The 13658-nt window shown below is 43.0% G+C and carries 11 protein-coding genes and 1 pseudogene; 8 read left to right on the forward strand and 4 right to left on the reverse strand.

The annotated features are described in order from the left end of the window. Positions 1 to 239 precede the first annotated feature (239 nt). Positions 240 to 941: a DUF4276 family protein gene (locus VL20_RS21950; protein ID WP_052277795.1), complete on the reverse strand. Its 702-nt coding sequence runs from the start codon at positions 939 to 941 to the stop codon at positions 240 to 242. A 10-nt stretch (positions 942 to 951) separates the two neighbouring features. Next, positions 952 to 2379: an AAA family ATPase gene (locus VL20_RS21955; protein ID WP_052277796.1), complete on the reverse strand. Its 1428-nt coding sequence runs from the start codon at positions 2377 to 2379 to the stop codon at positions 952 to 954. Between the two features lie 402 nt (positions 2380 to 2781). Here VL20_RS21955 and infC point away from each other — a divergent pair, with 402 nt between their 5' ends. After that, on the forward strand, positions 2782 to 3312 hold the full coding sequence (gene infC, locus VL20_RS21960; protein ID WP_002736104.1) for a translation initiation factor IF-3: 531 nt from the start codon (positions 2782 to 2784) through the stop codon (positions 3310 to 3312). Positions 3313 to 3397: 85 nt separating this feature from the next. Here infC and VL20_RS21965 read toward each other — a convergent pair whose 3' ends face one another. Beyond that, entirely contained in the window at positions 3398 to 5605 is a 2208-nt protein-coding gene (locus VL20_RS21965; protein WP_052277797.1) for a PhoX family protein, read from the reverse strand. Between the two features lie 534 nt (positions 5606 to 6139). Here VL20_RS21965 and VL20_RS21970 point away from each other — a divergent pair. From VL20_RS21970 to VL20_RS21980, 3 genes and pseudogenes are all read left to right on the forward strand, one after another. After that, positions 6140 to 7195 (forward strand): potassium channel family protein, encoded by a 1056-nt coding sequence (locus VL20_RS21970; RefSeq protein WP_052277798.1) that lies wholly within the window; start codon positions 6140 to 6142, stop codon positions 7193 to 7195. Positions 7196 to 7474: 279 nt separating this feature from the next. Next, entirely contained in the window at positions 7475 to 7696 is a 222-nt protein-coding gene (locus VL20_RS21975) for a DUF4278 domain-containing protein (protein WP_052277799.1), read from the forward strand. Positions 7697 to 8131: 435 nt separating this feature from the next. Beyond that, positions 8132 to 8592, forward strand: a pseudogene (locus tag VL20_RS21980) (PPC domain-containing protein). On the opposite strand, the gene cobS reads toward VL20_RS21980, so the two are convergent. Continuing rightward, positions 8589 to 9347 carry an adenosylcobinamide-GDP ribazoletransferase gene (gene cobS, locus VL20_RS21985; RefSeq protein WP_052277800.1) on the reverse strand — a complete coding sequence of 253 codons (759 nt, stop codon included), beginning with the start codon at positions 9345 to 9347 and terminating at the stop codon, positions 8589 to 8591. The pseudogene VL20_RS21980 and the gene cobS overlap by 4 nt on opposite strands. Positions 9348 to 9669: 322 nt before the next feature. Here cobS and VL20_RS21990 point away from each other — a divergent pair, with 322 nt between their 5' ends. The 4 genes from VL20_RS21990 (at position 9670) to rsmH (ending at position 13373) form a co-directional block, all read left to right on the forward strand. After that, positions 9670 to 10323, forward strand: a complete 654-nt coding sequence (locus VL20_RS21990; protein WP_052277801.1) for a hypothetical protein — start codon at positions 9670 to 9672, stop codon at positions 10321 to 10323. Positions 10324 to 10558: 235 nt separating this feature from the next. Continuing rightward, the gene (locus tag VL20_RS21995) at positions 10559 to 10861 is read left to right on the forward strand and encodes a hypothetical protein (RefSeq protein WP_002757939.1); all 303 of its coding nucleotides are present in this window, start codon (positions 10559 to 10561) and stop codon (positions 10859 to 10861) included. A gap of 91 nt (positions 10862 to 10952) precedes the next feature. Then, a complete protein-coding gene (gene ilvA, locus VL20_RS22000) occupies positions 10953 to 12464 on the forward strand; it encodes a threonine ammonia-lyase, biosynthetic (protein WP_052277802.1) in 1512 nt (503 codons plus the stop codon). A gap of 30 nt (positions 12465 to 12494) precedes the next feature. Continuing rightward, positions 12495 to 13373: a 16S rRNA (cytosine(1402)-N(4))-methyltransferase RsmH gene (gene rsmH / locus VL20_RS22005; protein ID WP_052277803.1), complete on the forward strand. Its 879-nt coding sequence runs from the start codon at positions 12495 to 12497 to the stop codon at positions 13371 to 13373. The last annotated feature ends 285 nt before the right edge of the window (positions 13374 to 13658 follow it).

Here is a 13658-nt window from a genome sequence, read left to right on the forward strand (position 1 = left end):
ACTAACTTTTGCACGGGAACCTGTACAGTTGCCATTCATGCCTTGATTCAGCAATGCCGTTTCTTGCTGCAAATCCGACTAAGCAACTAATCTACGACAGGGAACGCACCTTATGCCATTTTTCTTTATTCGTGGCAGACATTCTACTCCTTTCTCCCTTTTTGGGAGAAGGATTGAGGTTGAAGGCAATTAACCATCTCTGCCATTACTTTAGAAAAATGCTATTAGCAAGGTCCTATTCACGTTTGATCAGGATTATCCTCTATATTGTTGACTTTCGTTAATTGTGGAAAAATATCTCGTACTGCCTTTTCAAATTTTTTGTAGGAAGACAAGGATTCTAATTTCGACAATGGGATTTTTGTACCAAGCGGTGAATATAAATCGTCAATTTTTAGTTTATTTCGATACCGTTTAGTCATACCTTCTCTGGCTTTATTGATGGCATTTTTAATCGTTTCTTTCGGATTGCTAAAAGATTCGGGATCTTTATCGATTGCTAACTCACTATCACTTTTATTTGTACACAATTCTTTTTTTAGTAATTCTTTGTCTGCTAATATCCAAGCTTCAGTCATTTGTATTGGAACGATAGCAACTAAATTTTTGCATAAGTCTCCCTCGTCTGATTTAATAGCATTAAAAGCCGGATCAATTCTTTCCTTAAATGCGTTTTCATCTGTTTTATCATCTGCGTCTGCATGGAAGCACAAAACCATTGCTCCCTTCTCCACCGCTTGAATTGCGTATTTTTTAGCTTTTTCTCGGATATTTTCGCCAGAGATTTGTGGAAGACAAATTGGTTCAAAAATTTCTATTTCTTGTTCATCGTCAAAAGCAACTCTCTCGAAAGTGCGCTGAATAATATTCGGTAAAAATCTATGATCGGAACTGCCTTCTGTAGCTAAGGCAATAATTATTTGTTTGATTTTTTTTGCCATCTTAATTGATTTACGTTAATTGGTTTTGTTGATTTTTAATATTTTTAATCGCACTTTCAGCATCAGCAGTTTTTAGATATTCGACAACTTCCGAGAGAGTTAGCTTGGCCTCATTTTCGGAGAAAAATAAGGTTAATTGCTTTTTATTCTCTTTGATAACAGGGTGAAAATTACTGCTTTTCATCTTAATTCGCTTCCCTTCAATAGTGGATATTATAGTGGTAAGTTGAGAAAGCCAAATGCTGACATTTTCATCATCTTGCCAATTAATTAATTGACTCACCAGAACTGGAGAATGAGTGTTCACTATTACTTGGCGTAAAGGCATTTCAGTATCTTCAAAATCGACAGTTAGCTCTTTTAATAATCTTGCCATTGCTTGAATACGAAAAGGATGGATGCCATTTTCTGGCTCTTCAAAACACAGTAATCCTGTGTGTTGTCGGTCGTATTGCAGGACACATAATGTTAATAAACGTAGGGTTCCTTCGGAAAGCACTCTCGAAGAAAACTCCCGACCATCATCACCTTTTACCTTGATAATAAATTGTCGATTTGCTTTGTCATCATAAACATTAACTTCTGTAAGATTCGGTAGCAGATTATTGAGATCACGGGAAATTGCTGTGAGGGTATATTCATCATCTTGTTTGATGCGAAATAAAGCAGCGGCTAAATTCTTTCCGCTTGCTGTTATTGTATCTCTGATGCCCATATCTTGACGCGTAGGTTCTCGCAGATCTTCGGGATTAAGCTGCATAAACTTCCAACTCAGCATTTCTTGTTTGGCGGCTAATATATGTTTAAAATCTATAGTATTAATGCTGCTTAAAACAGTTTGTGATGCGTTTTTTGCGGGAAATACTTTTTTATTTCCTTGTTGACCGTCTTGAGGTACAACAATGGTAGCAATACCATTAATATCTTCAGTCTTAATATAAGGAATCGCTCTCCTACCCGTTACTACTTTTGGTCGCCAAGTTTCCAATACTGTCTTAGGAATATAATTTTTTACCCAATTATCTTCATTGTGCTTTAAATTTTCTAAACATTCATCAACAATATACAAGTTTTCAAATCCACTTATATTAGACTCTCGTTTAATTTTTAATTGATAGCGCAACCTTGTATATTTAAGATCGACTTCCCCACCCCAATTATCTTTTACCTTGCGATTGACTAACATTTCCACTATAAATTCCATTTCCGTGGCGTAGTCGTCCTCATCATATTGGGTAAAAAGTTCGCTAGGATGTCCTCTTTGCTCGCTAAAAGCCGTCTTCAGATCCACTTCTGCCAACCGCGTCAACAATTGCAAAGCATCAAATAAATTACTCTTACCAGAAGCATTAACCCCAGCAACTACAGTAAGCGGCGTGAATACCATTTCAAAATTATGAAAGGATTTAAAGCCATGAATTTTAATATAAGTAATCATAGTTTTAGGCGATAGGTAATATTAAAACATCAGCGCGACATTTAACCATACTGGACAATCTTCTCAGCTTTCGCCTGATACTGTCCCACTATAATCTAGACATTGGTTTACAGAGGTAGTGCGATGCCGCAGATTTTGTCGGGTGCGTTCCCTGCTGCAACGAGGGGGAACGCACCTTACCGATCGATTCCTGAGAGTATAGGGTCTTAGTCTGAAAAGGCCTATGCACAACAGCTTATCTGGCTGACGGCCGGCGGCTGATGACCGGCGGCTAAAAATTAACATTGCAAGAAAACTTAACAATTGGCCAAGAAACTCGATCGAGTAGGTAGAATAACAAGTAAATCATTTTGTAAACTCCACCCGATTAACTAACTAGAATAGAGATAACCCAGAACGCCTGTGATAGATAAAAGACGCACTACTCGCGATCTCCCCCAAATTAACGAAAGAATCCGCTTTCCTGAAATCCGCGTTATCGATAGCGACGGCTCTCAGCTAGGCATTATTACTCCTGCCGAAGCTTTGCGCGTGGCCGAAGAAAAGGAACTTGATCTCGTCCTCGTCAGTGAAACGGCAAGTCCTCCCGTTTGCCGGATTATGGACTATGGCAAGTACAAGTTTGAACAGGAGAAAAAGGCCCGCGAAGCCAAGAAAAAACAGCATACAGCCGATATAAAAGAAGTTAAAATGCGCTATAAAATTGATGAGCATGACTACAACGTGCGAGTCAACCAAGCGCAACGTTTTTTAAAAGCGGGAGATAAGGTAAAAGCGACGATTACCTTCCGAGGTCGGGAAATTCAACACTCTAACCTAGCGGAAGAATTACTGGCACGCATGGCCAAGGATTTAGAGGATGTGGCTGAGGTACAGCAAGCGCCAAAAAAAGAAGGTCGTAACATGATGATGATGTTATCGCCGAAAAAATAACTAACTAATCTGGAAAAAGGGGCTAAAACCCCTTTTTTGTTTTTCAGAAATCCCCAAAGGAACCCGACCATTTAAAACAAATGTATTAACCAGATTTTGACTCAATTCGCCGAATCGCCACCACTGCTGGCCGGGGAGGTTGATTAACTTGACCACTGGGCCAATTCGATCCTAGTGGTACTTGTCGTATTTGTTCAAATTCCTGCCCATTAGTGGTTTTCAGGGCAAATTTGCGGTTTTCAAAGGCCAAATCCCGACGAATTCCCCCCGCTTCTCCCGGATGTTGTACTGCCAAAAATAACGTCTCTTGGTCGGGAGTAAAGTACAATCCCGTTAATTCCGCATCCATGGGAGCGATAGCAAAAGGATAGGGATGCTCTTGATCCTTGGCAAACACCCAAGCACTATTATTGCCAAAAATCCCCAATAAATCCCGTTGACTAACCGGGACCCCTTGGGGATAACGCGTTTTCATCTCTCGATTTAACCCACCCGTGGAAATATCGCTAACCATCCAGAGATTTCCCTGTTTATCGAAAGCGAGGTTATCGGGATTAGAAAAACCCTCACCTTTCTCTGTCGGTTCCCCTCCATAAGCGACCACATCCCAACGAAAACTTAAGGAAGCAGCATCGTTGTTATCTTCCCTTAAGCTGATAATCCAACCAAATTCGTAGGGTATTTCGCCATTTGGTCCCTTAAATATCTCCTTGTCGGCTCCTCCCTCCGCTGCACTGGGACTACCAGAGGTAAAGGTCATATATAAAGTGCCATTCTCGTCCACTTCCGTATCTTCCGGCCGACCAGTACAAGTGACCCCAACGGCGTTAGCGGCAAAATGAGCATCGATGAGAATTGCCCCCTGTTTTTCCGTCCTATTACCTTCATACAGGTCTGCGAGGGTCTTATATTTAGCTTTGTAGGCTAGAATCTCCTCATCGTCCTTAAATAGCAGTAATTTAGTCTCATTGACTGTTCTTTCGGGATTCGGCAAAGCTACTACCCCATCCCCGCGACTAGCGGCAATTTGACTCGGTAGGACGGGATTTATCTCCGTGTCGGGATTTAAGGGTATCCAATAACCGGTTTTATCGGCGTTGAATTTGGCCCCGTAGAGCATTCCTTTTTCTAGGAGTTTTGAGTTATTTTTCTGCTTAATATCGCTAATTTTGCCCTCCGAAACGAATTTATAGACATGACCGCCTCTGCGATCGCAACCTGAATAAACCGCCAAGGGTTGCCCCGTCCGAGCGAGAAAAGCGACCGCTTCATGGCGAAAACGCCCTAACCAAGTGTGTTTTGTGCCGTAATCGTCGGGATTGGCCGGATCCACCTCCACCATCCAACCGTATTTATTTCCCGCTAACCCGAAGACGTTACCCCGGCCATCCACTTCCCCACTATTGAGAATAAAGGGGGTAGTATCGGGATGCAAAGAGGAACCATCTTTTAACACTACCTCCGTCACTTGGTCTTGAAAGTTTTCCTCGGCACTAAATACGGTTCCCCAGGGAGTTGTTCCCCCGGCGCAATTTTGAAATGTTCCGATAATTTTTGCCCCTAATCCGTCATCGTAGCCAAGTTTATCGGTTTTGGTAAAAATTGCTACAGCAGGACCGGTCGCTTTCAGGTAACGGCCGTCCTTTAGTCCAGAAATACCGGTAATGCGGCGATCGGCTTTACTATAGGTACGTTGCCATTTTCCCGTTTGATCTTTAGCCAGGGAAATTACGCCAATTCCCTGATCAATTAAGCCTTCTAGGGATATTTCCTCGATTTTTGCCTTTAAGCTGGCATCTTGCAGGCGATAGGCGGCAATTTCACCCTTTTCGTTCGTTTTTTCCCGTACTTCCTTGACGGGTAGGGTTTTACCAATCACTTCTTCAAAGGTTTGTAGCCAAGTACGACCACTGATATATTCAAAATTAACGGTTAGATAACCTTGACCCGCACTGGTTTCGATAAAAGATAGATAATCATTGTTATAACCGAAACGGGAATCACCCACTGCATCCCCCCACTGGGCCAGCACATCGTAGGTGAATCCTTGCGGAAGAACGAGATCATCTAGGACTTTATAGGTTTGATAGGCATTTTTTTGGCTTTCATCGCTCATACCGTCAATTTTTAAGGGAATTGGCAGTTTGACTGGAGAAAAGTTTAAGCCAAAACTATTGGTAGCGATCGCAGGACTGCTAATCAGAGAGGAATATTTTTTCTCTTGCAGACTGAAAAAAGAGACACCAGCAGTGGCAGTTAAAAAGGTGAGGAAATTACGGCGAGAAATACTCATATTTTCAGTAATAAAGTCAAAACTGATACTCAGACCTTGATTAGGTTAAATTTTATTACGGACACTTGACATAGGGATTATACAGTATGCAAGTTATGACTAAGTTAACAGCCAGTTAAAAAGCTCTCCTGCAAAAATAAAAAATCTTCCGTTAGGTGAGGAGACTCGCAGACAGGAGGAGAAAAAAGAGGGAAGAAAATCCCATCCCTCCCTCGGACATTAGATCAAATTTTATTTCTTGCTTTAGTTGCTGCCGAACATTGATTTTAAGATCATCTCGGTAAATTCCCTTATCGGAACCAAGCAACTGGGAGAAATGTTATTTTCTCAGGCAAATCTGAGAGGATTATGTAGAAATATCTATATTACATTTCACCCATCGGTATGCTTTACCGAAATACTGGTTAGATGAAAAACAAGCAAGACAAGCTTTATTAAAACGCGGTGAAACAGTAAACAGTGATCAGTAAACAGTGATCAGTAAACAGTAAACAGTTGTAAGCTGATAGCTAGATTGTCAGGTCACGGAAATCGATGCAAAGTTCACTGAAAAGGATCATCATCGGTGCGAGTTTTTTTCTCGCTACGGTAGTCGGAGCAACTATCGGTTATATGGCCTACGGTTGGAGTTTTCTCGATGCCGTTTATATGGTGATTATCACCATATTTGGAGTAGGTTTCGGGGAAGTTAAACCGATTAACACTCCCAGTCTGAGAGCTTTTACCATGTTAGTTATCGTCTGTGGGACCACCTCGGCCGTTTATGTGGTGGGAGGTTTTTTTCAGATGCTCACCGAGGGAGAAATTAACAAAGCTTTTAGCGATCGCCGGATGAATAAAGAGATGGAATCCCTAGAAAATCACGTCATAATCTGCGGTTTTGGGCGCATAGGACGCATCCTAACGACTAAATTGGCAAAAACAGCCCAATCCTTTATTATCGTCGATAATAACCCCGATCGCATCCGATTAGCTCAGGAAAAAGGTTATATAACTCTTAATGGTAACGCCACCGATGAAAGTATTCTCCAGAAAGCTGGTATCGACAAAGCGCGAGTTTTAGCGACGGTGTTGCCCGATGATGCCTTAAATGTCTTCATCACTTTAACCGCAAGAGAACTCAGTCCGCAACTATACATCATCGCCAGGGGAGAATATCCCAGCACCGAGAAAAAATTAAAACTAGCTGGAGCCGATCAAGTGGTTTTACCTGCTACCATTGGAGCAGAGAGAATGGCCCATTTAATCACCCATCCGGCTGCGATTGATTTTTTACAGGAAGATGAAGGTAGGCGCAATCTTAACGAATTATTAGCCGATATCGACCTGCAATTTGAAGAATACTCGATTTTAAGCGCTTCGCCCTTTTTGGGACAACCCATCAGTCAGATGGAAGTGCGGGGACAGGGGGCTTTTATTATCGTTGCTGTCCGTCAATTTGATGGTCGTGTCATCGCCCATCCCGACCATTCCACCATTCTACAGCAAGGCGATACGGTCATTTTATTAGGTCATCGGGGCGATGTTCCCAATTTTGCCCGTCGTTATGCTCTGCGTCGAGAAATGCGCTATCGGGGGTCTTCTTGGTAGGATATTTACCCAGAACAAAGTTTAGCTTTTCTGGAATCAATTTCCCTGCGGATGGAGATATTACTAACTCACTAATTAAGTAGTCATGCAAAATTAATTACCTACCCGATCGAGCTAAAACCCTTACGGGGCAATGATCGTCATGTGTAAATAATTTTGCCTAGGTACTTATCTCCAGAGACAGCTAAGTAGTCATGCAAAATTAATTACCTGCCCGATCGAGCTAAAACCCTTACGGGGCAATGATCGTCATGTGTAAATAATTTTGCCTAGGTACTTATGAAATTAACCTATCGCAGCATTCCTTACGACAAAAATCCCACTGCCACCGTTGCTTCCAGTCCGATGATTTTAAGCTATCGTGGTGTTCCCTATTTAAAAAACCGTGGTGTCGTTCAAACCATTCAGAAACCGGTAGCCGTTACCTATCGCGGTCAAGCCTATCATATCACTCAATCTTTAGCTTCTTTGCCCACGGAAGGACCCTCTTTAAGTTTTTAACTTCTAGTTCATTTTTCAATTAATCTCTTTTAAATATTGTCAATTAAGTAGCTGGTTATAATTAAATTAAAAATAGATTTTAGGTTCGATCCCCCCTGCCCCCCTTGATAAGGGGGGTGCCGATCCCCCTTAATCCCCCCTTGATAAGGGGGGTGTCTGACAACTTTTAACACCTACCTACTTAATGATTTTATTAATTACCTTAAACGGGTTGTATCTCCCCTCTTGCTCCCTCGCTTCAAGGGGGATTTTTTATTTGTTTTACCAACAAGGAATAACTACCTAAGCAAAATTAATTACACATATTTTTCCCTTCCGCAGTTCCGCAGTTCCAGCGTTCCCCCTTTCCGGAGTCTGAATTTAATTTTGTCGAACTGTTGATAGTTATCAGTTTTTTGTAGAATAGGGAGATTGAGAAAACGAACACCTGCCCCTATGACAAGATTCCCTTTGACTGGTCGCTATTCTGGTTTATGCGTCTTGCTCACTTTATTCTGGTTAAGCGGTCAATCTTTACCGGTGCGAGCAGAAAAAATCTATAATCCCGTCCCCCTAATCCTCAATAAAGAAATTAACGATACTCTCACCGACAAAGATATTCCCACGGGGGAGGGGGGTTTGCTAGGGATTATACCGTAGATTTGGACAAGGACGATCAGGTGGCCATCGATCTCAAATCGGAAAACTTTGATGGAGTTTTAATTCTCCTGGCCGACGATGGTTCCACTGTAGCGGAAAATGACGATGGTCCCGATGGTGGCACTAATGCTCTCCTCTTTGCACGCATTACCGAGTCGGGTAAATATATTATTCGGGTGAGAGCTTTCGGAGAAACCGGTGGGGGAAAATTTACCCTGAAATTAACCCGTTTACGGGCCGTGGAGGGCAAAAATTAGCTAATTATTGTCAAAAAAGCCAAGAATAGAGCCTCTGTCCACTCTACCACCGCACCGTAGGTATCGCCGGTATGACCGCGAAGACGACGATATAACCAGTAACCAGTAAGCAGAGCGAGGGCGATTCCGGCACTAATGGCGATTATTCCCCAGCTTAGACCGCCAAATAGGGCGATTAACCCCCAAATTACTCCCCCACAGTCCCAAGGCAGACAAAAAGCCACTTTATGAAAGGCTCCCTTACCGGTGGGTTTGAGGTAGGGATAAAGAGCGATCGCCATTACTTGCCCCCAACGTCCCCAAATTGGTGCTAAAATTAGAGCTAAGGCTCGATTATCGCTTAAATCGGTCAAAGCGGCGATTTTTAGCAGCAAAACCATAGTCACGGCCATGACTCCAAAGGCCCCGGTAACACTATCGGCCATGACCGCTAAACGACGCTGGGGGTCAGTGACAGCTAAACCATCGGCCGTGTCACTAACTCCATCAAGGTGTAGTCCTCCCGTTAGATAAACCCAAACTCCCACAAGGACAACCGCACGAGTTAAGAGTGGCATTCCCAGACCAGCTAGAGTTATATCGAGCAAAACCAGAATTAGACCCAAAAATAAGCCCACTAAGGGAATCCATCGGGCAATTCTGCCAAAATCAGGCCAGGCAATCGGAACGGGAATAATCGTGTAAAAAGCGATCGCACCTAAAAATGAGCGAATTTCTTGACAAATGAAGTTAAATATGGTAATCAATCCCCCCAATTCGCTCCCAGTATGGCATCGTTTCTCATAAAGATGAAGTATAACTTAATTTTGTATCGGCCACCCTCTGGGATTTTCAAAACATCTGAGAACGCCTATAATAATTTAATTCGACATAACACGGTTACTTGTAATTTTATAGGAAAACTTCTTGTGATCGCTATGAGAGTAATATACGGAAAGATTTTTTAAAAAATGTGTATTTGGTGTGAGATATGGAAAGTTTCCATATAACATATAGTTATGCAGTTTTATTTTGTTAGATTCCTGAACTAGAAAGACTTTTAGTCTTAAGATAATATTATGTCGAGATCTATTTAATATGAAGACAGAAGTTGTTGTTGCGTTGATTGCTGGAACACTAGCACTTGCAGGCTCAATACTGACCTTTTACTTAACTAAAATCAGAGAAGACAATACTAAGAGACTTGAACATACAATGGAGCATTATAGAAGCCAGATTGAAGAATTCTATGGACCACTCTTCAATCTCGTGTATCAAATTGATGAGTTATACTATGTAAAAGAAGATATTGTTAGTCCTGCCTCTGGGGTTCATGATACACTAAGTGAAGAGCAAAAGAAGGAAATTGAGTCCTTTTTTAAGAATGAATATTTCTTTGATCTTCATAAAGAAATAGTCAGAATTTTGCGAACCAAGCTTTATCTAGTTGAAGGGGCGGAAATGCCTGCTAGTTTTTCCAATTATCTTCGTCATGCCACTCAAGAACAAGCTCAATTTAGATTGTGGAAGGAAAACAATATAGATACCAAGCATATTGTTGGAGAACCTTTTCCTGACCAGTTCATTAATGACATTAAATTTGATCTGCGAAATGCGATGCAAAGATATAATCAAACTAGGCAGATTTATAAGAGAAATATATTTGGTATTTCATTCATAAAATTGCCTTATTCAAAATCGAATTTGGAAAAGCATAACAACGCCCATGCACACCGAGCGCCGCAGCCGTAGGGTGCGTTCCCTAATGTGGCTCCTACTGCTCCACCGATCAATTTTGGGGAACGCACCATGCACATTGATTGAAGCTGTGGGTTTAGGCGTTGTCAAATTGAAAGATGCTCGGCGTTGCTGACTTTGGGTATGAATCATTGCATCTACATTTTTTAAAACTCAGGCTCAAACTGACTTTTTGATATATGCAAAATTAGCATTCATACCTTGATTAAGCAACGCCGGGGTTTTTTCGTTGAGTTGGCTGGCTCTTATCTTCGGTCGGCCTTTGAGCTTTTTCTGTTCTCTGAGTTGGGCTTCCAGTTGGGTGGTTCGTTACGAGGTTTTGTCAGCTATCTACTTCTTGGCGGAGGGCTTTCTCAATTTTCCTTTGGCTCTCTGTGGCAATCCTCCTATCTGTGTTAAACCAGATTTTCTCCCTCATAGCAACCCCTACACGACCTTGATTTTTGTTCGCGACAGCTTCCAGCAGTTATTGAGAGGTTACATCAGTGGGAAGTGGGAAGTAGGGAACACAGAGCAAAAAGCTGACGGCTGACAGCTGATAGCTCTTTATTGCTAACCGGACTGACGATGATCTATTCTGTATCCTAGCCTGACTCGCCAATCCCCACCGCCAAAAAAGAATAATGTACTGCGATTACCTGGTTCAAATCCTCACCGCACGCGTCTACGATGTCGCCCAAGAAACCCCCTTGGAACTTGCCCCCAATCTCTCCCAACGCTTGCACAATCAGCTTTTACTCAAGCGCGAGGATATGCAGTCGGTTTTCTCTTTTAAACTGCGCGGTGCTTACAACAAAATGGCGCATTTGTCAAGGGATTTGTTACAAAAAGGCGTAATTGCTGCCTCGGCGGGAAATCATGCTCAGGGAGTCGCTTTGGGAGCGCGGCAATTGGGAACCCAAGCGATTATCGTTATGCCTGTCACCACTCCGCAAGTCAAAATCGACGCAGTAAAAGCCCGGGGTGGGATTGTCGTCCTGCACGGTGACACCTACGATGATGCCTACACCTACGCGCGACAATTAGAAGCGGAAAAAGGCTTAACTTTTATCCATCCCTTCGATGATCCGGAGGTAATCGCTGGCCAGGGTACGATCGGTATGGAAATTTTACGACAATATCAGCAACCGATCGAGGCCATTTTTGTCGCTATTGGTGGCGGTGGGCTAATATCAGGTATTGCAGCCTATGTCAAGCGTTTACGCCCAGAAATTAAAATTATCGGGGTGGAACCTGTGGACTCAGACGCGATGAATCAATCCCTAAAAGCCGGTTATCGGGTGCGTTTGTCTCAAGTGGGATTATTTGCCGATGGGGTGGCGGTGCGCGAGGTGGGAGAGGAGACTTTTCGTCTCTGTCAGCAGTATGTGGATGAGATTATCCTCGTGGATACGGACGATATTTGTGCGGCGATTAAGGATGTTTTTCAAGATACACGCTCGATTTTAGAACCTGCGGGGGCGTTGGCGGTAGCAGGAGCGAAAGCTTATGTAGAAAGAGAGGGAATTGAGGATAAAACGCTTGTTGCTGTGGCTTGTGGGGCGAATATGAACTTTGATCGTCTGCGGTTTGTGGCGGAAAGGGCAGAATTAGGGGAACGGCGCGAGGCGTTGTATGCTGTGACTATTCCCGAACAACCGGGCAGTTTACGGCGTTTTTGCGAATGTGTCGGCAAACGCAATTTAACCGAATTTAGTTATCGCATTGCCGATGAAAAAGAAGCACATATTTTTGTCGGCGCCCAGATCGAAAATCGCAGCGATGCCAAGAAATTAGCCGAGAGTTTTGAAGCTTGCGGCTTTAAAACCCTTGATATTAGCGATGATGAATTGACTAAATTGCATCTGCGCCACATGGTGGGAGGGCGATCGCATTTAGCCGATCATGAATTATTTTACCGCTTCGAGTTTCCCGAACGACCGGGGGCTTTAATGAAATTTGTCGCCTCCATGAGTCCCCACTGGAATATCAGCGTTTTCCATTATCGCAATAACGGGGCCGATTACGGGCGCATCGTCGTGGGCATACAAGTCCCCCCCGATGAAATGAATCAATGGCAAGCTTTTCTCGATACTCTCGGCTATCGCTATTGGGATGAAAGTCAAAACCGGGCCTATCAGTTATTTTTAGGTTAAATCGCCATTTTCAGGAAGTGATCAGTACAGATGAATCAAGATTTTACCCATATTTCCGTTTTGAGTCAAGAATTAATCGCCGGTTTAAATATTCAACCTGGGGGGCATTATCTCGATCTTACCCTAGGCGGTGGTGGACACAGCCGCTTGCTTTTAGAAGCCCATCCTGAAACGAAAGTAACCGCCATCGATCGCGATCAAAGCGCCCTAGAAGCCGCTAAAATTAGTCTTGCCCCCTATCTAGATAGCCGTTTAACCCTCTGGTGGGGGAACTTCGCCGATTATAAGGGACAGAATAGCAGTTTTGATGGCATTATCGCCGATTTAGGAGTCAGTTCTCCCCAATTCGATCAGAGCGAGCGCGGCTTTAGTTTTCGCCACACGGCAGCCTTAGATATGCGGATGGATCGCTGTCAATCCCTGACGGCAGCCGATATTATTAATCATTGGCAGGAAAAAGAATTAGCAGCTCTTTTTTATCAATACGGAGAAGAACGTTTATCTCGTCCTATTGCTCGCTCGATCGTCCAAAAACGTCCCTTTACTACCACCACTGAATTAGCGGCTGTCATCGCTAGTTCTGTACCCGCTAGTTACCGTTATGGACGTATTCATCCAGCAACGCGGGTTTTTCAGTCCCTACGCATCGCTGTTAATCAAGAATTAGATTCTCTGCAAAAATTGTTAAATCAAGCCCCCCACTGGCTAAAATCCGGGGGAATTATCGCTATGATCAGTTTTCATAGTCTAGAAGATCGTCTGATCAAGTATGGCTTTCGCGAAGATAATTCCTTGAAAATTATCACGAAAAAGCCGATTATTCCCAGCCGAGAAGAACAGGCTAAAAATCCCCGTTCTCGTTCGGCTAAACTAAGAATAGCCCAAAAGATCGAATCAGAGGTTATCTGATAGCAGTTATCTTAATGGTGAGGTACAAACTCTCTGGTTTTGGGGAGTCGTTTGTCAATACCAAATTAGGGCTTGCTGAATAAATGTGAAATGTAGGCAAGGTAAGGATTTTGTGGCTTTACGAGCGAAACAGGTGCAAGATTTTGAGAGAATCGTGCTTCAAAACCTGGCATCTTGAGCGGCGATTGCGTCCTGTAGGGGCGAAGCATTCGGGCAATAACCTATCGGTGAAACCGTAGATTTTCTATCCGAATGCTTCGCCCGTACTTTTTGCCGCAAACCCAA

This window comes from Microcystis panniformis FACHB-1757, from assembly GCF_001264245.1.
Classification (GTDB): Bacteria; Cyanobacteriota; Cyanobacteriia; order Cyanobacteriales; family Microcystaceae; genus Microcystis; species Microcystis panniformis.